Raw genomic sequence first — 21,330 nt, forward strand, 5'->3', positions numbered from 1 at the left:
AGAAACGCATCATGGAAAGCTTCGGAATCCACCTGGAGCCCTTGCGGGCCATCCTGTTCCAGATCGGCGCATTCCTGCCGCGTCTTCTGATCGCGCTGATCGTGGTGCTCGGCGGCTGGCTGCTCGCCAAGCTGGCGCGCTTCACGGTCGTCAAAGCCCTGCGCGCGATCAACTTCAACGTGCTCACCGAACGCGCCGGCCTCGACAACTTCCTGCGGCAGGGCGGAATGCCCGGCGACACCACCAGCCTGTTCGGCGTGCTGGTGTACTGGCTGGTGATCCTCGCCGCGCTCCTGATCGCCTTCAACGGCCTCGGCCTGACCTACATCACCGACCTGCTGGGCCGCGTGGTCTGGTTCGTTCCCAACATCTTCGTGGCCCTGCTGGTGCTGGCCTTCGGCTCCTACTTTGCGCGCTTCGTCGGCGACAGCGTCGCCACCTATGGCCGCAACATCAAGCTGCAGGACGCCGTGTTCCTCGGCAAGCTCGCGCAGTACGCGATCATGGTGTTCGTGGTGCTGATCGCGCTCGACCAGATCAAGGTCGGCGGCGACATCGTTCGCGAAAGCTTTCTCGTGATCCTGGCCGGCGTGGTCTTCGCGCTGGCGCTCGCCTTCGGTCTGGGCGGCAAGGACTGGGCCGCGGAGCGCATCGAGCAATGGTGGCCGCGCGAGCGCAAGAACCCCGGCGACGGCCCGGACGACAAGCTTCCTAGATGAAGACCAACGATCAGATCACCGCAGTCTGGCCCGGCCGCCCCTATCCGCCCGGCGCCCACTGGGACGGCCAGGGCGTCAACTTCGCGCTCTTCTCGCAGCACGCGCACAAGGTCGAACTCTGCCTCTTCGACGAGAAGGGCCGCCACGAGCGGCTGCGCATCGCGATGCGCGAACGCACCGACGACATCTGGCACTGCTACCTGCCCGAGGCGCGCCCGGGGCTGGCCTACGGCTATCGCGTGCACGGGCCCTACAAGCCCGAGGAGGGGCATCGCTTCAATCCGCACAAGCTGGTGCTCGACCCCTATGCCAAGGACACGATCGGGCAACTGCGCTGGGGCGACGCGCTGTACGGCTACACCGTGGGGAGCAAGCGCGAGGACCTGTCCTTCGACCGCCGCGACAGCGCGCCGCTGATGCCCAAGGGGCGCGTGCTCGAGCCCGCATTCACCTGGGGCGACGACCGCCGCCCGCACATCTCGTGGCAGGACATGGTGATCTACGAGCTGCACGTGCGCGGCTTCACGATGACCCACCCCGAGGTGCCGCCGGAGCTGCGCGGTACCTATGCGGCACTCGGTTCGGCGCCGGTGGTCGACTACCTGAAGCGCCTCGGCGTGACCACCGTCGAGCTGCTGCCGGTGCACAGCTTCCTGAACGACCACCACCTGGCGGAGAAAGGGCTGCAGAACTACTGGGGCTACAACACCCTGGCCTACTTCGCGCCCGAGATGCGCTACTGCGCCTCGCTCAAGGTCAAGGAGTTCAAGACCATGGTGAAGACGCTGCACTCGGCAGGCATCGAGGTCATCCTCGACGTGGTCTACAACCACAGCTGCGAAGGCAACCATCTGGGGCCGACGCTGTCCATGCGCGGCGTCGACAACGCCTCCTACTACATCACCACCGCCGACAACCGCCGCTTCTACGACGACTTCACCGGCTGCGGCAACACGGTGAATCTCGAGCATCCGCGCGCGCTGCAGCTGGTGATGGACTCTCTTCGCTACTGGGTCGAGGAGATGCACGTGGACGGCTTCCGCTTCGACCTCGCCGCGGCGCTGGCGCGCGAATCCGGCAAGGTCGAAAACCTCGGCGGCTTCTTCGATGCGATCCGCCAGGACCCCACGCTCAATCGCGTGAAGCTGATCGCCGAACCCTGGGACCTCGGCCACGGGGGCTACCGGGTCGGCAACTTCCCCTACGGCTGGGCCGAGTGGAACGACCGCTTCCGCGACGGCGTGCGCGGCTACTGGAAGGGCGACGACGGCGTGATGGGCGATCTTGCGCAACGCCTCACGGGCTCGCAGGACCTGTACGGCTGGTCGGGCCGGCGGCCGCATGCCAGCATCAACTTCGTCACCGCGCACGACGGCTTCACCCTGCAGGACCTGGTCTCCTACAACGAGAAGCACAACGAGGCCAACGGCGAGGACAACCGCGACGGCAACAACCACAACCTGTCTTGGAACTGCGGCGTCGAAGGGCCGAGCGACGATCCGGAGATCCAGGCGCTGCGCGAGCGGCAGAAGCGCAACCTCATCGCCACGCTGCTGCTGTCCCAGGGCGTGCCGATGATCCTGGCCGGCGACGAGCGCGGCCACACCCAGAACGGCAACAACAACGTCTACTGCCAGGACAACGAAACGGCCTGGCTGGACTGGAATCCGACGCCGGAGGGCGACGCGCTGTTCGCCTTCATGCAGCGCGTGATCGCGCTGCGGCGCGCGCATCCCTCGTTTCGCCGCCGCAATTTTTTTCATGGCAAGCCGCTGGAAGGCAGCGCGGTCAAGGACGTGTGCTGGCTCAAGCCGGACGGCCTCGAAATGACGCCGGAAGACTGGAACGATGCCCATGCGAGATGCTTCGCGATGCTGATCTCCGGCAACGGCATCACCGAGCGGGGACCGCGCGGCGAGGCGCTGCGCGACGACGACTTCCTGCTGCTCTTCAACGCCCACCACGACGAGATCGCGTTCACGCTGCCGTCCGGGGGCCAGGGCGCATGGCGCCTCATGCTCGACACCGCGACGCAGGCCCTGCCGCCCGACGAGAACGAGGCCGCCTGCGGCGAAGCACCGGCCTGGACCTCGCCGAGCTACCCGCTGCAAGGACGGTCCTTCGTGCTGCTGAGCCGCGCCGCGCGCCCTGCGGAGAACACCGAGTGAAGCGCGTGCATCCCATGCCCTTCGGCGCCGGCGTCCTGCCCGAGGGCGGCGTACGCTTCGCACTGTGGGCACCGGCCGTCGAACTGGTGATGCTGGAGCACGGGCCCGACGCCGGCGCGCGCACGCATCGCATGCTGCACGACGCGGAAGGCTGGCACCGACTCGACCTGGACGAGGCGCGGCCCGGCGACAGCTATCGCTTCCGCTTGCCGGACGGCCTGCGCGTGCCGGACCCGGCCTCGCGCTTCAACCCGGAGGACGTGCACGGCGCGAGCCGCATCGTCGACCCGGCGGCCTATGCATGGCAGCACCGGGCCTGGCGCGGCCGGCCGTGGGAGGAGGCGGTGGTCTACGAACTGCACGTCGGCACCTTCACGGCCGAAGGCACTTTCGCGGCCGCGCGGCAACGCCTTCACGCGTTGGCCGAGCTGGGCATCACCGCGGTCGAGCTCATGCCGCTGGCCGACTTTCCGGGCCAGCGCAACTGGGGCTACGACGGCGTGCTGCCCTTCGCGCCGGACGCCGCCTACGGCACGCCCGACGAGCTCAAGGCGCTGGTCGACGACGCCCACGGGCTCGGCCTGATGATGCTGATCGACGTGGTCTACAACCACTTCGGCCCCGAAGGCAACTACCTGCATGCCTACTGCCCGCAGTTCTTCAACCCCGCGCACCAGACGCCGTGGGGTTCGGCCATCAACTACGACGGCGAGGCGTCCCGCACGGTGCGCGATTTCTTCATCCACAACGCGCTCTACTGGGTCGAGGAGTTCGGCTTCGACGGCCTGCGGATGGACGCGATTCACGCCATACGTGACGATTCCGGCAAGCACATCGTGCGCGAGATCTGCGAGGCGCTGCACGACGGGCCGGGCCGCGAGCGGCATGTGCACGTGGTGCTGGAGAACGATGCGAACCAGGCGTCGCTGCTCGAGCGCGACGACCGCGGCGTTCCGCTCGCGGGCACGGCCCAATGGAACGACGACCTCCACCATGCGGCCCACGTGCTGGTCACCGGCGAGGCCGACGGCTACTACGCCGACTACGCCGATGCGCCGGTGGTGCGCTTCGGGCGCGCGCTGGCCGAAGGCTTCATCTACCAGGGCCAGCCTTCGCACTTTCGCAACGACGAGCCGCGCGGCGAGCCGTCCGCGCACCTGCCGCTCGCCGCTTTCGTTTCCTTCTTGCAAACGCACGACCAGGTCGGCAACCGCGCCTTCGGCGAACGCATCCACAGGCTGGGCGACGCGGCGATGCTGCGCGCGGCCATGGCCTGCGTGCTGCTGTCGCCGCATGTGCCGATGCTGTTCATGGGCGAGGAATTCGCGGCGTCGACGCCGTTCCAGTACTTCTGCGACTTCGGACCCGAGCTCGCCGCCGCCGTCTCGCGCGGCCGGCGCGAGGAGTTCGGCCGCTTCGCCGCCTTCAAGGACGAGGCGGCGCGCTCGCGCATTCCCGATCCCAATGCCGAGTCCACCTTCATGGCCTCCAAGCTGCGCTGGGAGGAGCGGGATGTCCCCCATCACAGCGCCCGCCTCGCCGAGCTGCGCGAACTGCTGGCCCTGCGCCAGCAGCGCCTGGTGCCCCTGCTGGCGGGCCAGCGCGGCGCCGGCCGTTTCCACTGCGAGGGCGCGCTGCTGCAGGTCGACTGGACGCTCGGGTCGGGGGCAGCGCTGCATCTGCTCGCGAACTTCGGCCTCGAGGAAATGGCATGCGCGGCGCCGCCCGGCGACCTGCTCTGGTCCATCGGTGCGGCGCAGACCACGAATGCCACGCCGCTGAACCTGGCGCCCGGCGCGGTGCATACGACGCTGCAGGAGGAGGTCCGCCTTGACTGAGCCCGCGCGCATCGTCGACGACGACGAAGCGCTGGGCCCGCTGTGTGCGCACTTCGGCATCGCCACCGACTACGAGGACGTCTGGCAAACGCGCCGTCCGGTGCCGCGCGACAGCCTGGTCGCCTTGCTGGCTGAGCTCGACGTCCGCATCGATGCCACCACGACGGCCGAGGACGCGCTCGCCGCGGCCCGCCGCGCCGCATGGACGCAAGGCCTGCCGCCGGTGCATGCGATCCAAGCTGCGGCGCCGACGTGGCAACTGCACTTGCGCCTTCCCGCAACGACCGGCCGGCTGCGCTGGCAGCTGGACGAGGAATCCGGCCCGCGGCACCAGGGCGAACTCGACGTGCTGGCCCTGCCCGAGCTTGCGCACGCCGAGCTCGATGGCGTGCGCTGGTGCCAGCGCGAGCTCTCGTTTTCGCTTGCGCTGCCGGCCGGCTACCACCGCCTCAGCATCGAGGGCCTGGCCGGCCCGGTCGGCGAGATGCTGATCGTGAGCGCCCCCGCACGCTGCTGGCGCCCGGCGGCATTGCAGGACGGCGGCCGCATCTGGGGGCCTGCGGTGCAGCTGTATGCGCTGCGTTCCGCGCGCAACTGGGGCATCGGCGACTTCGGCGATCTTGAGCAGCTGGTCACGCAGATGGCCGCGCGCGGCGCCGACATCGTCGGACTCAATCCGCTGCACGCCCTCTTCCCGCACAACCCGGCCCATGCGAGTCCCTACAGCCCGTCCTCGCGCCGGCATCTCAATGTGCTCTACATCGACGTCGAGGCGGTCGATGGCTTCGCCGCCTGCGACGCGGCCCGGCAGCTCGTGCACTCGCTCGAATTCCAGACCCGGCTCGCGCGCCTGCGCGAAGCGCCGCTGGTCGACTACGCGGCCGTGGCCGCAGCGAAGTTCGAGGTGCTGAAGCTTCTTTACGCGCAGTTTCGCGAACAGCATCTGTCGGCCGACGGCCGCAACGCGCGCGACGATGCGGGCCGCGCCTTCCTGGCCTTCGTGGCCGAAGGCGGCGAAGCGCTGCACGGCCACGCCCTGTTCGAGGCGCTGCAGGCCCACTTCCACGCGGCCGACGACGCGGTCTGGGGCTGGCCGGCATGGCCCGAGGCTTACCGCAATCCGGCCGGCGCCGAGGTCGCCGCCTTCGCACAGCAGCATGCCGAGCGCGTGCAGTACCACCAGTACCTGCAATGGCTGGCCGAATGCCAGCTCGCGCGCGCCAACGCGCGCTGCAAGGCGCTGGGGCTGGGCGTCGGCCTGTACCTCGATCTGGCGGTGTCGGTGGACCGCGCGGGCTCCGAGGTCTGGAGCGAACGCACTTGCTTTGCTGCCGAAGCCAGCGTGGGCGCGCCGCCGGACGAGTTCAATCCCGGTGGCCAGGGCTGGGGCCTGCCGCCGCTCCGGCCGGATCGCCTGCGCGCCGACCGCTACCGGCTCTTCATCGACACGCTGCGCGCCAATATGAAGAGCGCCGGCGCGCTGCGCATCGACCACGTGATGGGGCTGATGCGCCTGTTCTGGATACCGCCCGGACGAAGCGCCACCGATGGCGCCTACGTGCACTACGCGCTAGCCGAGCTGCTCGCGATCGTCGCGCTCGAGAGCCGGCGCAACCGCTGCATGGTGATCGGCGAAGACCTGGGCACGGTGGCGCCGGAGATGCGCGAGGCGCTGGCGCGCGTGGACGTGCTGTCCTACCGCGTGCTGTTCTTCGAACGCACCGACGACGGCGAGTTCAAGTCCGCGGCCGACTACCCGCCCGACGCGCTGGCCGCGATCGGCACGCACGATCTGCCGACCCTCGCCGGATGGTGGAGCGGAGAGGACCTGCGGTTGCGGCTGCAGCTCGGCCTGTTTCCCGAGCTGGTGCTGTTCGAAAAGCAGCTCCGCGATCGCGCGCGGGAACGCGTGGGGCTGCTTCTACAGCTCGAACACGCGGGTCTGCTGTCGGCCGAGGAAGTCGCCGAGGCCACGGGCCGCCCAACGCCGGCGCCGCGCACGGTGGAGGCGATCCACGCCTTTCTTGCCGCCGCACCCTCGGCGATCATGATGGTCCAGTTCGAGGACGCGCTCGGCGTCACGGACCAGGTCAACATGCCCGGCACCACCGCGGAGCAGCCGAACTGGCAGCGCAAGCTGCCGCTGGATCTGCAGGCGCTGGCGGCGAGCGAAGAAGTCTCGGGCCTGTGCACCACCATGGCCGCATCGCGGCCGCGCCGCGCGCCCGGCAGCGAGCGCCGCGGCAGCAGCACCCTGGTGCCGCGCGCCACCTACCGGCTCCAGTTCCACAAGGACTTCGGCTTCGACGATGCCATTCGCATCCTCCCCTACCTCGCCCGCCTGGGCGTGAGCCACATCTACTGCTCGCCGATCCAGCGCGCCCGCGCCGGCAGCATGCATGGCTACGACGTCGTCGCACACGACGAGATCAACCCCGAACTCGGCGGGCGCGAAGGCTTCGATCGCTTCGTCGCGGCCTTGCGCGAACACGGCATGGGCCAGCTGCTGGACCTGGTGCCCAACCACATGGGCGTGATGGGCGCCGACAACGCATGGTGGATGGACGTGCTGGAGAACGGACCCGCTTCGCTGTTCGCGCAGCACTTCGACATCGACTGGCAGCCGCTCAATCCCGAGCTCGCGGGCAAGGTGCTGGTGCCGGTGCTGGGCGACCACTATGGCGACGTGCTCACCAGCGGCGATCTGGTGCTGCGCTTCGACGAGGAAGCCGGAAGCCTGGCGCTGCACTACTTCGAACACCGCTTTCCGCTGGCGCCGGAGAGCTATCCGCGCGTGCTCGCGGGCGCCGAGACGCAGCAGGGCGATGCGGAGCTCGCGGCGCGCCTGGCCAGCACGGCCTCCGCCTTCGGCCGGCTGCCGGGCCGCGATGCCGAGGATCCCGTCGCCCGCGCCGAGCGAGCGCGCGACAAGGAACTGCTCAAGGCCGATCTGTCCCGTCTTGCCGCCCGCAATCCGGACGTGGCACGCGCGATCACGGCGCGGGTGGCCGAGCTCAACCTGCCGGGCATGCGCGACGAGCTGCATGCGCTGATCGAAACGCAGGCCTGGCGGCTCGCCTATTGGCGCGTGGCCGCGGACGAGATCAACTACCGCCGCTTCTTCGACATCAATTCACTCGCCGGGCTGCGCATGGAACGCGACGAGGTGTTCGAGGCCACGCAGTCCTTCGCGCTCGACCTGGCCGCGTCCGGCCACGTGGAGGGCTTGCGCATCGATCATCCGGACGGCCTCTACGATCCGGCGCGCTACTTCCGCCAGCTCCAGGAAGGCTATGCGCGGCGCGCTGGCCTGCTGCTGACAGCGCACGATGCGACAGGCCGGCCCGCGCGCCCGCTCTACGTGGTGGCGGAAAAGATCGTCGCCGAAGACGAGGAGGTGCCCGAAGACTGGCATGTGCACGGCACCACCGGCTACCGCTTCGCCAACGTGGCCAACGGCCTGTTCGTCGACACTGCCGCGGCCACGAAGTTCGAGAAGATCTGGCGCAATTTCACCGGTGTCGAGAAAGACTTCGAGGCCCTGGCGCGCGACGGCAAGCGCGACATCATGCAGAGCGCGCTGGCCTCGGAGCTCACCGTGCTGGCCACCGAACTGCTGCGCATCGCGCGGGCCGATCGGCGCACGCGCGACTACACCTTCAATGCGCTGCGCCGTGCGCTCGGCGAGATCGCGGCCTGCCTCCCGGTCTACCGGACCTACATCATCGATGCGCCCTCCGCGCAGGACGAGCGCTTCATCGCCTGGGCCCGGCGCGCGGCGGAGCGCGGCAGCCAGGATGCCGATCTCACGATCTATGACTTCGTGCAGCAGATGCTGCTCGGACGCGCGGTATCCGGCGCCGATGACGAACTCCAGCATCGCGTGCTGCGCCTGGCGATCCGTTTCCAGCAGTTCACTTCACCGGTCACGGCCAAGGGCGTGGAGGACACTGCCTTCTATCGCTACTTTCCCTTGAGCTCGCTCAACGAAGTCGGCGGCGAGCCGGCGCGCTTCGGCAGGACGGTTGCCGAGTTCCACGAGGCCAGCGCCGATCGCGGCCGGCGCTGGCCGCACACCATGCTGGCCACCTCCACGCACGACAACAAGCGCTCCGAGGACGTGCGCTGCCGCATCGACGTGCTGTCGGAGATGCCGGCCGCCTGGCGCCTGGCGCTGCGACGCTGGCACGGCTTCACCCGGCCGGTACGCAGGCGGCTGGAAGCCCGGGGCGCACCGGCCGGCGCGCCTTCGGCCGCCGACGAGTACCTGCTCTACCAGACGCTGCTGGGCACGCTGCCACCGGGCGGACTGGACGACGCGGCGCGCGAGCCTTATGTCGAACGCATCGTGCGCTACATGCAGAAGGCGGCACGCGAGTCCAAGCTCAACACCCGATGGACCTATCCCAACGAAGGCTACGAGCGCGCCCTCGAGGGCTTCGTGCGCGCGCTGTTCAGGCCTGGAGCCGACAACCGTTTTCTCGACGAGCTGAAGATCATGGGCGCCAGGCTCGCCTGGTTCGGCGCGTTGAACAGCCTCTCGCTCGCCCTGCTGAAGTACGGGTCGCCCGGCGTGCCCGACCTGTACCAGGGCAATGAACTGATGGACCTGAGCCTGGTCGATCCCGACAACCGCCGTCCGGTGGATTTCCGCCTTCGCGAGCAGCGCCTGAACGAGCTCGAGGCGCTGGCGAAGGCGCCCGACATGCCGGCGCGCGTGAATGCGCTCGCGCGCGAGCCCCACGACGGCCGGGCCAAGCTCTGGCTCGTCTGGCGCATGCTGTCGCTTCGGCGCGCGCAGCCTGTGCTGTTCCGGGAGGGACGCTACGAGCCCCTGGGCGCCAGCGGCGTGCAGGCCGCGCATGTGGTCGCTTTCGCGCGCCGTCACGAAGAGCAGACGCTGGTTGTGATCGCAGGGCGGCTTTTCACCGGCCTCGACAGCGCCGAGGGCGAACCGCCGCTCGGCGAGGTGTGGCAGGACACGAGCGTGCGACTGCCGGACGCGGCCGACGGTGCTGCTTTCGCGAACGTGCTGACCGGCGAGACGATCGTCGTGCAGGGCGGAGCCATCCGCCTCTCTGCCGCCCTGGGCCGCTTTCCGGGTGCAGCGCTGTGGAAGCTTTCCACAGCGGGTTGAACTCAGCGCGCACCGCCGGCCGGGCTGCTGCGCGCTCCCGCCGGCATCCACCACAGCGCAGCACAGGCCGAGAGCCCCAGCAAGGCCGACAGCCACAGCGCACCGGCGCCCCAGCGGTCCAGGCTCAGGCCGAAGAGAAAGGGTGCGCCTGCCTGCACCAGGCGCGCGGGCACCATGAGCAGCCCCTGCCGCCGGCCGTAGCCCTGCGAACCGAACAACAGCAGCGGCAAGGTGCCGATCGCGATCGTGAGGATGCCGTTGCCCGCACCATGCAGCACCGTGAACACCGCCGCGGCCGGCGCGCCCGCGAGCCCGATCGCCACTGCGCCGAGCGGATGCGCCATGGCAGCCAGGCGCGCCGACAGCAGCGGATGAAGGCGCTGCAGCACCGTGAACTCCAGCACGCGTCCCGCCACCTGCGCCGGCCCGACCAGCGCGGCGAAGGACACGGCCAGCGCGAAGCCCACACCGGCCGCTTGCAGCACGCTCGGCAGGTGCGCGGCCATCGCGGTGCTGATGAACCAGGTGACGGCAAACACGTAGGCCATCAGGAAAGCGGCGCGCCGCGCCTCGGCTTCTGAAAGCAGCGCAGCGGGCTCCGGCTTCGCCGGTGCAGCCGCATCCGCCGCGTTCGCGCGCGGGAGCCTGGGCAGGCAGGCATTGAGCGGCAAGCCGATCAGCAGGTGCAGCCCGGCCCAGGCCATGCAGGCGCCGCGCCAGCCGAAGTGCGATTCGAGCGCCGCCGACGCGGGCCAGCCGACGGTGCTCGCGAAGCCGGCGAACAAGGTGATGCCGGTGATGGCGCTGCGCGCCTCCTGGCCGTGCAGGCGCACCACGGTGGCGAAGGCGGCTTCGTAGAGCCCGCTGCCCATCGCGATGCCCATGACCGCCCAGGCCAGGAACAGCTGCGGCGTGCTGTCGGCCCATCCCAGCGCAGCCAGGCCGGCAGCGAACACGAGATTGCTCGCGATCAACACCGGTCGCCCGCCGAAGCGGTCGATCGCGCGGCCCGCATAGGGCCCGAGCGCGGCAGAGACGATCAGCGCCACCGAGAACGCGGCGAAGACCGTCGCGGGGGCCATGCCCAGATCGAGCGCCATCGGCTCCGCCAGCATGGCGGGCAGGTAGTACGACGAAGCCCAGGCCAGCGTCTGCGCGGTGCCCAAGGCTGCCACTGTCGTGAGCCGGCTCATTCAGCGATCTGATTCTTCTGCTGGCCCGAGGATTCGATCACGTTGGGGTGGCCGGCAGGATGCAGGCGCGGCTCGAAGGCATTGTGGACGGCCAGGCCGATGAGCGCCCCGATCAACTCTGCGAGCACGAAGCCCGGCGCGCTGGCGGGCGCGATGCCGGCAAAGCTGTCGCTGAACATCCGGCCGAACACCGCCGCCGGATTGGCGAACGAAGTTGACGCGGTGAACCAGTAGGCAGCGCCGATGTAGGCCGCGACCATGGCCGGCGCACGGCCTGCCGGGGCGCGCAGGATGACCAGCAGCAGCCCCGCCGTGGCCACGGCTTCGGCGATCCATTGCCCCGTTCCGCTTCGCAGCTTGGTCGAGAACTGCAGGATGCTCATGTCGAACATCGCGTGGGCCAGCCAGGCGCCTAGCATCGCGCCCACGAGCTGCGCTGCCACGTAGGGCACCAGGCTCGATGCGGGAAGCTCGCGGCGCACGGCCATCACTGCGCTGACGGCCGGATTGAAGTGCGCGCCGCTGATCGGGCCGAAGACCTCGATCAGGATGTACAGGCCGCCGACGGTGGCCAGGGTATTGGCCAGCAAGGCCACGGCGGTGTTTCCGCCGGACAGGCGCTCGGCCATGATGCCGGAGCCGATCACCACGGCGAGCAGGAGCGCCGTCCCCAGCATCTCGGCCAGCAGCTTGCGAGGAAGATCAGCCATGCCGTCAGCTCTGCGAGATCGCGGTGAGCGCCTGCTGCAGGTCTGCGTTGCTCATGGATTCCAGCGGCAGGGCCAGCAGTTGGGTCATGCGGTAGGCGATGGCCTGCCGTGTCAGCTCGAAGGCCACGCGTTTGCCTTCGTCGTCGCCGAGCGCGTTGGAAGGATCGGGATACCCCCAGTGCACCTTGACGGGGCTACCGGGCCAGTACGGGCAGCTCTCCTGCGCCGCGCTGTCGCACACCGTGATGACGATGCGCATCGCCGGCTTGTCGTCGCCGACGAATTCGTCCCAGCTCTTGCTGCGATAGGACGACACATCCACATCGACATGGGTCAACGCTTCCAGCGCGAACGGATTGAGCCGACCACTCGGAGCGCTGCCGGCGCTGAACGCCCGCACGTCCTTGCCGGCCTTCTTGGCCAAGTGGTTGAGCATGCCCTCGGCAAGCACGCTGCGCGCCGAGTTGTGCGTGCAGAGGATCAGCACGTTGGTGGTCATTGGGCGACGGTCTTTCCGGCCTTGCCGATTTCGTGCAGTTCGTTCTGGAGCGACATCGCATCGAGGCGCGCCAAGGGCAGCGCGAGCATCAGCTCGATGCGCCGCTTGAGCGTGAGCGCCGCATCGTGGAAATGGCGCAGCTTCTCCTCGTCCGAACCTTCGGCCGCTGCCGGATCGGACACACCCCAATGGGCGCTCATCGGCTGGCCCGGCCATACCGGGCACAGCTCGCCGGCCGCGTTGTCGCAGACGGTGAGCACGAAGTCGAGCCGCGGCGAATCGGGCTGGGCGAACTCGTCCCAGCTCTTGCTGCGATAGCCCTCGGTCGGCAGGTGCAGCCATTCAAGTGCCTTGAGCGCCAGCGGATTCACCTTGCCCGTGGGATGGCTGCCGGCAGAGAAAGCCTTGAAGCGGCCGCCGCCGGCATGGTTCATCAGGGCTTCGGCCATGATGGAACGCGCCGAATTGCCCGTGCAGATGAAGAGCACGTTGTAGGTTTTTTCAGTCATGGATGGCCTCAGCAGCAGGAGGCAGAGGTCGAAGCGCAGCAAGCGGCGGCGGTAGTCTCCGTCGCCTTTGCTTCCCGGAACACGGGAATGTTGCCGAGCGTATGGAACTGCTCCCAGGCCACGCCTTGCGGATCGGTGACCCAGTGCTTCTCGCTGCGCGCGTAGCAGCAGGTGGTCGCCCCTTCGTCGAGGAGCTGCGTGTCCGCGGCCTCCGCGCGCGCCTTCAGCTCGGCCAGCTCTTCCGGACTCTCCGCCTGGAAGCCCAGATGATCGACGCCCAACGCGCCGCCGCGGGTCGAGACCGCGAAATTCAGCGGTGGGTCCGTGAGCATCCATTTCGCATAGCCGCTTTCGACGCGCGCTGGTTCGGACGCGAACAGCCTGGAATAGAAGGCGATGCTCGCCTCGAGGTCTTGCACGTTGAGGTGCACGTGGAATCGCTTCATGGGATCTCCTTCAACACGAACAGTCCTGTTCCACCGCGGCGAGGCATTGCTCGCCCTGGCAGCAGTTCTCGGTGAGATAGCCGAGCAGCGCATTCATCTGCTGGAAGGAAGCGCGATAGATCAGGTTGCGACCGTTGCGCTCCTGCGAGACCAGCCCCGAATGCATCAGCTCCTTGAGATGGAAGGACAGGCTGGTCGCCGCCACGTTCAGGCTTTCGACCAACGCACCGGGGGTCAGGCCACCGGGGCCCGCCACGACCAGCGCGCGGAAAACCTGCAAACGCACCGGCTGCGCCAGCGCGGCAAGGGATCTGACGACATCGTTCTCTTCCATAGTTCAATAATATTTGCATAATTGCAAGCATGCAATCCCCAAACCCTGAAATCACGATCTTTCACAACCCCGCCTGCGGCACCTCGCGCAACACGCTGGCCCTGATCCGCAACATCGGTGACGAGCCGAACGTCGTCGAATATCTCAAGACGCCGCCGAGCCGCGATACCTTGATCGGCCTGATCAAGGCCATGGGGATCACGCCACGCGAATTGCTGCGCCAGAAGGGGACGCCCTACGGCGAGCTCGGTCTCGACGACCCGAAATGGACCGATGAGCAACTGATCGATCTGATGCTGAAGCACCCGATCCTCATCAACCGCCCGGTCGTCGTGACGCCGCTGGGCACCCGGCTGTGCCGACCGTCCGAGCTGGTCCTGGACATTCTTCCGTCGCCGCAGCGTGGTTCGTTTTCGAAGGAAGACGGAGAAGCGGTGATCGATGCGGAGGGCCGCCGTGTCCGACGCGATGCCTGACTTGCCCCACATCGATCCGGCCCTTTTCGATCGACCCACGCTGGAGCGCCTGGTCAGTCGAACGCCGTCGCTGCACGCACCGCGTTTTCTTCTGCTGTACGGATCGCTGCGCGAACGCTCGTACAGCCGGCTTCTGACGCAGGAAGCCGGCCGGTTGCTGAAGAGCATGGGCGGCGAAGTGCGCATCTTCGATCCGGCAGGCTTGCCCTTGCCGGACAGCACCCCCGACGACCACCCGAAAGTGCGTGAACTGCGGGAGCTCGCGCAATGGGCGGAGGGCATGGTCTGGTGCTCGCCCGAGCGGCACGGGTCGATGACGGGAATCATGAAGGCGCAGATCGACTGGATTCCATTGACCCTCGGCGCGGTGCGGCCGACCCAGGGGAAGACCTTGGCGGTGATGCAGGTGTCGGGCGGCTCCCAGTCCTTCAACGCGGTCAACCAGCTGCGCGTTTTGGGCCGGTGGATGCGGATGCTCACCATCCCGAACCAGTCTTCGGTGGCCAAGGCCTTTCTCGAATTCGACGACGCAGGGCGCATGAAACCCTCGTCGTACTACGAGCGCGTGGTCGACGTGATGGAAGAGCTCTTCAAGTTCACGCTGCTCACGCGGGATGCCGCGCCCTACCTGGTGGACCGCTACAGCGAACGCAGGGAAAGCGCGGAGCAGCTGTCGAAGCGGGTGAATCAACGCTCATCACAGTAACCCTCCGGAACAGGCGCTTTTCGCCTGCTTTGCTAGACTGCCGCGCTTCATGCGCCGCATCCTTTACATCGTGTTGATGCTCTTGCTGCCGCTCCAGTGGTCCTGGGCCTCGGCGGCGAGCGTCTGCGCGCATGAAGAGCAGGGTCAAGCTACCCACTTCGGCCATCACGAGCACGCCCACCAGGGGGCGGCACATGCCGATGAGCCAACAGGTGACAGTCAGGCCGGCTCGCTCGCGGACCACCCCGATTGCGGCGTCTGCCACGGGTTGACCTCCGCCGTTGTCCCCGCCTCGGACAGTGGCCCGGGACCTTCTGCCCATCGCACCTTCTATGTGCCTTATGCGTCAGCAGTGCCTGACCGCTTCGTCGAAACGCTCCTCAGACCGCCATTGACGCTCGTCAGCTGACAGGCTGACGAGGCGGTGTTTCCTTCGGCGCCCGCTGGGTGCGCCGCCCCTCGTCGGGTTCATGAACCAGCGGGCCCATGCGCCCGTCATCGCGACGAGATTTCACATGAAAAGAAGACGCTGGGATATTCCCGGTGCGCTGGCAGCTGCCTTTCTGGCCTACGGCTTGCCCGCGCAAGCGCAACTGCCCCCGACGGGTGGTGAAACCATCAAGCAAGGCTTTGAAGCCGCATGGGCGCGTCAGCCCGAACAGCGCGCCGCAGCGTTGCGCCGCGACGCTGCAGTCGCCGGCGAGCGTGCGGCGCAGCGCTGGAGCCCAGAGCCGCCTGCCTTGGACTTGACCGCCAAGAGCGACCGGACAACGAACAACAGCGGTGCCCGCGAGTACGAAGCCACTGTCGCTATGCCACTATGGTTGCCGCGCGAACGCTCGCGTTCACTGGCAGCTGCCTCGGCCGAATCCGTGGCAGTGGAGGCGCGGCTGCTCGCAACGCAGTGGCGACTGGCCGCAGAGGTTCGCGAAGCCCACTGGGCCCATCAACGCGCTCGCCTTGAGCGTTCGCTGGCACAGCAGCGACTGGAGAATGCGCAGCAGCTTGCTGCGGACGTCGCTCGGCGCGTCAAGGCGGGCGACCTGGCGCGCTCCGATGGCCACCAGGCGGAGGGCGCGGTGGCTGCGGTCGACAGCGCGGTCGCCGAAGCGACCGTCGCGTTGTCGCAGGCGGCCCAACGCTGGATCTCCCTGACCGGCAAGGCAGCGCCTGCCAGGGATGAGGTCATATCTGAAGCAGCCCCGCCGGCGGCAATGCCCGATGCCACGCATCCAACCCTGCGGGAACTGGCGGCACGGGCCGACGTCGCACGGCGACAGGCTGAACTCGCCGGCGCACAGACACGCGCCAATCCCGAGTTGAGGCTCGGCGTCTCCAGGGAACGCGCAGAGCTCGGAGAGCGATACGCCCAAGCGCTCGTCGTCGGTGTGCGCATTCCGCTCGGTTCTCACAGCCGCAGCGAATCGAAGATCGCGACCGCCGGTGCCGAACAGCTCGAAGCCGAGACCCAGCTTTCATTGGAGCAGGCGCGTATCGAGGCGCAGGTCCAAGCCGCAAGAGAGCGCGTCGCTGCGCTCACGACAGCAGTCGCGGCGGCGGAGCGTCGCAGTCGGCTTGCCGGCGAATCACGCGCCTTCTTCGCGAAGTCCTTCCGCCTCGGCGAAACGGACCTGCCAACCCGCCTGCGTGTCGAACAGGAGGCCACCGACGCCGAACGCCAGGCGACTCGCAGCCGCATCGAACTCGCAGCAGCCATCTCGCAATGGCGCCAATCGCTCGGCCTGTTGCCCGAGTAAGTCATGAAAGAACAAGCAATGAATCCAAGAAACATGCTGGCGGGCCTGGGCCTTGTGACCGCCGTGTGCGCCATGCCGGCCCCGGCAGCCGACGAACATGGGCACGACCATGGCGCGCCAGCCGCACCCAGCGGCCCGGCCTTGCCGCGCTTTTCGGCCGTCTCCGAAGTCTTCGAACTGGTGGGCGTGGTCAACGGCAAGCAGCTGACCGTCTACCTCGACAGCTTCGAGGACAACGTCCCAGTGAAAGATGCGAAGGTCGAGCTCGAAATCGGTGGCGCCAAGGTCGCGCTCCAACAGCACGCCGAAGGCCAGTACGAGGGCGCTCTTGCGCAAGAACTCAAGCCTGGCGCCATCGCTGTCACCGCCTCCATCGTGGCAGGCAAGGACGCCGACCTTCTGGTGGGAGAGCTGGACTTGCACGAGGAGGCTGCCGCTCACGACGCGCGCAAGCGCGGCTGGCCACAGAACGCGGCGTGGGCCACCGGCGCCGTTCTGGTACTCGCAGCGCTTGCCTGGCTCAGGCGACGCGCCGCCGGCGCTCAACGTGCGCGCGTGGGAGGTGAAGCGTGATTGCAAAGTTCATATTCGCTGCCCTTGTCGGCTGCGCCGCGTCCGCCTGGGCTGCAGACGAACATGGCCACAACCACGCTGAGTCCTCTCCGGCGGCAAGCTCGAACGGCCCCAGCCGGCAACCCGACGGCAGCGTCTTCCTTCCGAAGCCGGCGCAGCGGCAGCTCTCCGTGCGAACCGCAGTGGCCAAAACCGAGGAACTGGCGCGCACCGTCGAACTGGCTGGCAAGGTCACGATGGACCCGAACGCCGGGGGCAAGGTGCAAGCAACGACGGCCGGCCGCGTCGAGCCGGGTCCACAAGGCTTGCCCACGGTCGGTCAGCCGGTTCGCAAAGGCGAGGTTCTGTCATACGTGGTTCCGTCCACGGCCCCGCTGGAGCGCTCGGTCCAATCCGCTCAACTGGCGGAACTGCGGTCCTCTCGGGCACTTGCTGAAAAGCGCCTGGCCAGGCTCAAGGAGCTGTCGGACACAGTCCCGCGAAAGGAAATCGAAGCAGCCGAGGCAGAACTCGCCAGCCTGGGTGCGCGAGCCAGCGCCGTGAGTGCCGGCCTGACCGGACGGGAAGCACTGGTTGCACCGGTGGCCGGCGTCATTGCCTCGTCCCACGTGGTCGCAGGCCAGGTGGTCGATGCGAGAGAGCTCATCTATGACATCGTCGACCCCGGTCGGCTGAGCATCGAGGCGCTCTCCTTCGACGCCGAGCTCGGGGCGAATGTCGGAGGTGCAACGCTCGCCATCGGCAACGAGCGCGTACCGCTTCAGTTCCTCGGCGCCGCTCGCACGCTGCGCGAACAGGCGCTGCCGCTGAGTTTCACGGCCCGCGGCGCGGCGCTGGCCAAGCTGGCGGTCGGGCAACCCGTCAAGGCCTATGTGCAGACGCGGTCGAAGGTGGAAGGCATTGCCGTTCCGGCGGCCTCGCTGATGAAGAACCCGTCGAACCAGACCATCGTGTGGGTCAAGACCGCGCCGGAGAAGTTCGAGCCGCGCGTCGTGAGCGCCCTGCCGCTCGACGGCGTGTCGGTAGCGGTCACTTCAGGCCTGAAGGCAGGCGACCGTGTGGCGACGCAAGGCGCAAGCCTCATCAACCAAGTCCGCTGACGGGAGCCACGCATGTTCAAGTGGCTACTAAGAAGCAGCCTGTCCAATCGGCTGCTGGTGCTGATCACGAGCGTCGTGTTGATGGCCTATGGTGCGTGGACCCTGTCGCGCACACCGGTGGATGTGTTTCCCGACCTCAACAAGCCGACGGTCACCATCATGACCGAGGCGGGCGGCATGGCCGCCGAGGAGGTGGAACAGCTCATCACCTTCCCGCTCGAGACAACGATGAACGGGCTGCCCGGTGTCGAGACCGTTCGCTCGGTGTCCTCGGCCGGGCTGACGTTCCTCTATGTGACCTTTGGCTGGGACACCGAGATATTCCGCGCCAGGCAGATGGTGTCGGAGCGCCTGGCGTCGATGGAAGAAGGCTTGGCGGAGGGTGTGGTGCCCCGGATGGGACCCATCAGTTCCATCATGGGCGAGATCATGCAGATCGCGATCCCGGTGGACACCGCGAAGATCTCGCCGATGGCGGTGCGCGAGTACGCGGACTGGATACTCCGGCCTCGGTTGATGGCGATTCCCGGCGTTGCTCAGGTGATTCCCATCGGCGGCGAGGTACGGCAGTTCCAGGTACAGCCCAACACCACGCGCATGGCAGAGCTGGGCATCACGCACGATCAGCTGGAGGCCGCGCTCAAGGGCTTTTCATCCAACACCTCGGGCGGCTTCCTGGAGCTCAACGGCCGCGAGTACCTCATCCGGCATCTGGGCCGCACCTCGCTGCTCGACGACCTCAAGAACCTGGCACTCACGTCGCGCAATGGCCAGGCCATCCTGCTGCGCCAGATTGCAGACGTCAGCTTCGCTGCCGCGCTCAAGCGCGGCGACGCGGGCTTCGAGGGCAAGCCCGCCGTGATCCTGGGCATCCAGAAGCAGCCCACGGCGGACACCATTTCGCTCACCCAATCCATCGAGGCCGCCCTGGACGGCATGAAGGCGTCCCTGCCCGCAGGCATGGACGCGCCGAGAGTGACCTTCAGACAGGCCAGTTTCATCGAGGCTTCGATCGACAACCTCCAGTGGAAGCTCGTCGGGGCGTCGGTGTTCGTCGCGGTGATTCTGTACTTCTTCCTGGGCACGCTGCGGCCGACCGTCATCGCTCTCACCGCCATCCCGGTCTCGATCCTGATGGCGGCGCTGGTGTTCAGGTACTTCGGCCTCTCCATCAACACCATGACGCTGGGAGGCCTGGCCGTCGCGGTCGGCGGCCTGGTCGACGACGCGGTGGTCGGGCTGGAGAACGCCATCCGTCGCTTGAGGGAAGACCGGGCCAGGCATCCGGATCATCGTCTCAATCCAGTCGAAGTCGTTGCGCGAGCCACCATGGAAGTTCGCTCATCCATCCTCTACGCCACCATCATCATCGTTCTCGTCTTTGTGCCGCTGTTCGCCTTGCCGGGCATGGAAGGCAGGCTGTTCGTTCCGCTGGGCGTCGCGTTCATCGTCTCGACGCTCGCCAGCCTCGTCGTGTCGGTGACCGTGACGCCGGTGCTGTCGTACTACCTGCTGCCACGGATGAAGTCGCTCGACCATGGCGACACGAAGCTGTTGGCCTGGTTGAAGACGCGGTATGCGCGCGGCCTGCAGAAGGTGCTCGGCCAACCCAAGGGCGCCATCGCTGCCGGCTGCATCGCGGTGCTGGTGTCGCTCGCGGCGGTGCCCTTCTTCCCGACGACATTCCTGCCTCCCTTCAACGAGGGGACCTTGCTTGTCGGAATGCGCTTGAACCCCGGCGTCACGCTGGCCGAGACCGCGGCGCTGGCACGCCGGGCCGAAGTGCTGATCAAGCAGGTGCCTGAGGTGACGCACGTCGGGCGCCGAAGCGGGCGCGCCGAACTCGACGAGCATGCCGAGGGTGTGCACGTCAGCGAACTGGACGTGGGACTGAAGCCGCCGGGCGAGCTGACACGGTCGATGGGGGACATATCCGCCGATATTCGCGCTCGGCTTGTGAACCTGCCGGCCGCGATCGGCATCGGGCAGCCCATCTCGCACCGCATCGACCACATGCTTTCGGGCGTGCGCTCGCAGATTGCCATCAAGATCTTTGGTGAAGACCTGGACACGCTTCGCGGCCAGGCCGATGTGTTGCGCGCCAAGCTGGCGGCCATCCCGGGAATCGCCGACCTGGAGATCGAGAAGCAGGTCCTGGCGCCCCAGATCAAGGTCCGGGTGGACTATGCGGCCGCGGCGCAGTATGGCGTTCCGGCGCCTCAGATACTGAAGGCGCTGCAGAGCCTGGTGGAGGGCGAGAAGGTCACGCAGATCGTCGAGGGCGGCCGCCGTTTCGCGCTGGTCGTGAAGCTGCCGGAATCCGCACGCTCCGCAGAAGGGCTTCAGCACATCCTCATCGAGACGCCGTCCGGCCGTGTCCCGCTGTCGAAGCTTGCCTCCATCGAAGAAGGCGACGGTCCGAATCAAATCAGCCGCGACGACGGCAAGCGGCGCATCGTCCTGTCGGCCAACGCGCAGGGGCGCGCGCTTTCCGACATCGTGACGGACATGCGGCGCGTCGTGGCGCAGACCAAGCTGCCCGAAGGCTACTTCGTGACGCTCGGCGGCCAGTTCCAGGCGCAGGAAGAAGCTTCCCGGCTGGTCGGCCTGCTGTCGCTGGTTTCCCTGACCTTGATGTTCGTGGTGCTCTACAGCCGCTACCAGTCGACCAAGCTCTCGCTGCTCATCATGGCGAACATTCCGTTGGCCCTTGTGGGTGCGGTCGTGGGCTTGTGGCTCTCGGGCCAGCCGCTTTCCGTGGCGGCACTTGTGGGCTTCATCACGCTGGCTGGCATTTCGGTCCGCAACGGCATCCTGAAAGTCAGCCACTACGTCAATCTGATGCGTTTCGAAGGTGAAAGCTTCGACCAGAAGATGATTGTTCGCGGCTCGCTCGAGCGGCTGGCGCCGGTGCTGATGACTGCGCTCGTGACTGCATTTGCGCTGGCTCCGCTGCTGTTCGAAGCCGAGCAGCCGGGCACCGAGGTTCTTCATCCGGTTGCTGTCGTCATCTTTTCCGGCCTGATCAGTTCGACGCTTCTGGACACCTTCCTGACGCCGGCGATGTTCTGGCTCTTCGGCCGCAATGCTGCAGAGCGGCTTGCGGAGACCAAGGGTCAGGATGCTCTGTAACCGTCTTTATTCAACCAACCAAGAAAAGGATTC

Annotated in this window: 17 protein-coding genes; 11 read left to right on the top strand and 6 right to left on the bottom strand. The window is 67.6% G+C overall.

What is annotated here, in order from left to right; translation table 11 throughout:
* The first annotated feature begins 11 nt into the window (after positions 1–11).
* Genes ACSQ9I_RS24590 through ACSQ9I_RS24605 form a run of 4 tightly spaced genes read left to right on the top strand, consistent with a single transcriptional unit; the run spans position 12 to position 9,862 of the window.
* On the top strand, positions 12–719 hold the full coding sequence (locus ACSQ9I_RS24590; RefSeq protein WP_093109698.1) for a mechanosensitive ion channel family protein: 708 nt from the start codon (positions 12–14) through the stop codon (positions 717–719).
* Complete coding sequence (gene glgX, locus ACSQ9I_RS24595) at positions 716–2,887, top strand: glycogen debranching protein GlgX (RefSeq protein WP_436314783.1); 2,172 nt, start codon at positions 716–718, stop codon at positions 2,885–2,887. The genes ACSQ9I_RS24590 and glgX overlap by 4 nt, the downstream gene beginning before the upstream one ends.
* A 14-nt stretch (positions 2,888–2,901) precedes the next feature.
* On the top strand, positions 2,902–4,725 hold the full coding sequence (gene treZ / locus ACSQ9I_RS24600; protein ID WP_436315819.1) for a malto-oligosyltrehalose trehalohydrolase: 1,824 nt from the start codon (positions 2,902–2,904) through the stop codon (positions 4,723–4,725).
* Positions 4,718–9,862, top strand: coding sequence for a malto-oligosyltrehalose synthase (locus tag ACSQ9I_RS24605; RefSeq protein ID WP_436314784.1), 5,145 nt, complete (start codon positions 4,718–4,720; stop codon positions 9,860–9,862). Before treZ ends, ACSQ9I_RS24605 begins: the two co-directional genes overlap by 8 nt.
* A 2-nt stretch (positions 9,863–9,864) precedes the next feature.
* Here ACSQ9I_RS24605 and ACSQ9I_RS24610 read toward each other — a convergent pair whose 3' ends face one another.
* Genes ACSQ9I_RS24610 through ACSQ9I_RS24635 form a run of 6 tightly spaced genes read right to left on the bottom strand, consistent with a single transcriptional unit; the run spans position 9,865 to position 13,553 of the window.
* Positions 9,865–11,055 carry an MFS transporter gene (locus ACSQ9I_RS24610; RefSeq protein WP_436314785.1) on the bottom strand — a complete coding sequence of 397 codons (1,191 nt, stop codon included), beginning with the start codon at positions 11,053–11,055 and terminating at the stop codon, positions 9,865–9,867.
* Positions 11,052–11,765, bottom strand: coding sequence for an MIP/aquaporin family protein (locus tag ACSQ9I_RS24615; protein ID WP_436314786.1), 714 nt, complete (start codon positions 11,763–11,765; stop codon positions 11,052–11,054). The genes ACSQ9I_RS24610 and ACSQ9I_RS24615 overlap by 4 nt, the downstream gene beginning before the upstream one ends.
* A 4-nt stretch (positions 11,766–11,769) precedes the next feature.
* A complete protein-coding gene (locus ACSQ9I_RS24620) occupies positions 11,770–12,264 on the bottom strand; it encodes an arsenate reductase ArsC (protein WP_436314787.1) in 495 nt (164 codons plus the stop codon).
* Positions 12,261–12,773: an arsenate reductase ArsC gene (locus ACSQ9I_RS24625; RefSeq protein WP_436314788.1), complete on the bottom strand. Its 513-nt coding sequence runs from the start codon at positions 12,771–12,773 to the stop codon at positions 12,261–12,263. Before ACSQ9I_RS24625 ends, ACSQ9I_RS24620 begins: the two co-directional genes overlap by 4 nt.
* 8 nt (positions 12,774–12,781) lie before the next feature.
* Positions 12,782–13,219: an ArsI/CadI family heavy metal resistance metalloenzyme gene (locus tag ACSQ9I_RS24630; protein ID WP_436314789.1), complete on the bottom strand. Its 438-nt coding sequence runs from the start codon at positions 13,217–13,219 to the stop codon at positions 12,782–12,784.
* 10 nt (positions 13,220–13,229) lie between these two features.
* A complete protein-coding gene (locus tag ACSQ9I_RS24635) occupies positions 13,230–13,553 on the bottom strand; it encodes an ArsR/SmtB family transcription factor (RefSeq protein ID WP_436314790.1) in 324 nt (107 codons plus the stop codon).
* Between the two features lie 29 nt (positions 13,554–13,582).
* On the opposite strand from ACSQ9I_RS24635, the gene arsC reads away from it, so the two are divergent.
* The 7 genes from arsC (at position 13,583) to ACSQ9I_RS24670 (ending at position 21,297) form a co-directional block, all read left to right on the top strand.
* The gene (arsC, locus tag ACSQ9I_RS24640) at positions 13,583–14,029 is read left to right on the top strand and encodes an arsenate reductase (glutaredoxin) (protein WP_436314791.1); all 447 of its coding nucleotides are present in this window, start codon (positions 13,583–13,585) and stop codon (positions 14,027–14,029) included.
* A complete protein-coding gene (gene arsH / locus ACSQ9I_RS24645; protein ID WP_436314792.1) occupies positions 13,995–14,735 on the top strand; it encodes an arsenical resistance protein ArsH in 741 nt (246 codons plus the stop codon). Before arsC ends, arsH begins: the two co-directional genes overlap by 35 nt.
* A gap of 49 nt (positions 14,736–14,784) precedes the next feature.
* Entirely contained in the window at positions 14,785–15,144 is a 360-nt protein-coding gene (locus ACSQ9I_RS24650) for a DUF2946 family protein (RefSeq protein ID WP_436305339.1), read from the top strand.
* A gap of 106 nt (positions 15,145–15,250) precedes the next feature.
* Complete coding sequence (locus ACSQ9I_RS24655) at positions 15,251–16,492, top strand: TolC family protein (protein WP_436314793.1); 1,242 nt, start codon at positions 15,251–15,253, stop codon at positions 16,490–16,492.
* Positions 16,493–16,510: 18 nt separating this feature from the next.
* Positions 16,511–17,065 carry a hypothetical protein gene (locus tag ACSQ9I_RS24660; protein ID WP_436314794.1) on the top strand — a complete coding sequence of 185 codons (555 nt, stop codon included), beginning with the start codon at positions 16,511–16,513 and terminating at the stop codon, positions 17,063–17,065.
* Positions 17,066–17,076: 11 nt separating this feature from the next.
* On the top strand, positions 17,077–18,165 hold the full coding sequence (locus tag ACSQ9I_RS24665; RefSeq protein WP_436315820.1) for an efflux RND transporter periplasmic adaptor subunit: 1,089 nt from the start codon (positions 17,077–17,079) through the stop codon (positions 18,163–18,165).
* A gap of 12 nt (positions 18,166–18,177) precedes the next feature.
* A complete protein-coding gene (locus tag ACSQ9I_RS24670; protein WP_436314795.1) occupies positions 18,178–21,297 on the top strand; it encodes an efflux RND transporter permease subunit in 3,120 nt (1,039 codons plus the stop codon).
* The last annotated feature ends 33 nt before the right edge of the window (positions 21,298–21,330 follow it).

The sequence above is a fragment of the Variovorax sp. LjRoot84 genome (assembly GCF_964254305.1).
In the GTDB taxonomy this organism is placed as follows: domain Bacteria; phylum Pseudomonadota; class Gammaproteobacteria; order Burkholderiales; family Burkholderiaceae_C; genus Variovorax.

Bases quoted from the DNA above. Each gene is read 5' to 3' on its own strand.
- ACSQ9I_RS24590 (WP_093109698.1), top strand. From the start codon at position 12: ATGGAAAGCTTCGGAATCCACCTGGAGCCCTTGCGGGCCATCCTGTTC.
- glgX (WP_436314783.1), top strand. From the start codon at position 716: ATGAAGACCAACGATCAGATCACCGCAGTCTGGCCCGGCCGCCCCTAT.
- treZ (WP_436315819.1), top strand. From the start codon at position 2,902: ATGCCCTTCGGCGCCGGCGTCCTGCCCGAGGGCGGCGTACGCTTCGCA.
- ACSQ9I_RS24610 (WP_436314785.1), bottom strand. From the start codon at position 11,055: ATGAGCCGGCTCACGACAGTGGCAGCCTTGGGCACCGCGCAGACGCTG.
- ACSQ9I_RS24615 (WP_436314786.1), bottom strand. From the start codon at position 11,765: ATGGCTGATCTTCCTCGCAAGCTGCTGGCCGAGATGCTGGGGACGGCG.
- ACSQ9I_RS24620 (WP_436314787.1), bottom strand. From the start codon at position 12,264: ATGACCACCAACGTGCTGATCCTCTGCACGCACAACTCGGCGCGCAGC.
- ACSQ9I_RS24625 (WP_436314788.1), bottom strand. From the start codon at position 12,773: ATGACTGAAAAAACCTACAACGTGCTCTTCATCTGCACGGGCAATTCG.
- ACSQ9I_RS24630 (WP_436314789.1), bottom strand. From the start codon at position 13,219: ATGAAGCGATTCCACGTGCACCTCAACGTGCAAGACCTCGAGGCGAGC.
- ACSQ9I_RS24635 (WP_436314790.1), bottom strand. From the start codon at position 13,553: ATGGAAGAGAACGATGTCGTCAGATCCCTTGCCGCGCTGGCGCAGCCG.
- arsC (WP_436314791.1), top strand. From the start codon at position 13,583: ATGCAATCCCCAAACCCTGAAATCACGATCTTTCACAACCCCGCCTGC.
- arsH (WP_436314792.1), top strand. From the start codon at position 13,995: ATGCGGAGGGCCGCCGTGTCCGACGCGATGCCTGACTTGCCCCACATC.
- ACSQ9I_RS24650 (WP_436305339.1), top strand. From the start codon at position 14,785: ATGCGCCGCATCCTTTACATCGTGTTGATGCTCTTGCTGCCGCTCCAG.
- ACSQ9I_RS24655 (WP_436314793.1), top strand. From the start codon at position 15,251: ATGAAAAGAAGACGCTGGGATATTCCCGGTGCGCTGGCAGCTGCCTTT.
- ACSQ9I_RS24660 (WP_436314794.1), top strand. From the start codon at position 16,511: ATGAATCCAAGAAACATGCTGGCGGGCCTGGGCCTTGTGACCGCCGTG.
- ACSQ9I_RS24670 (WP_436314795.1), top strand. From the start codon at position 18,178: ATGTTCAAGTGGCTACTAAGAAGCAGCCTGTCCAATCGGCTGCTGGTG.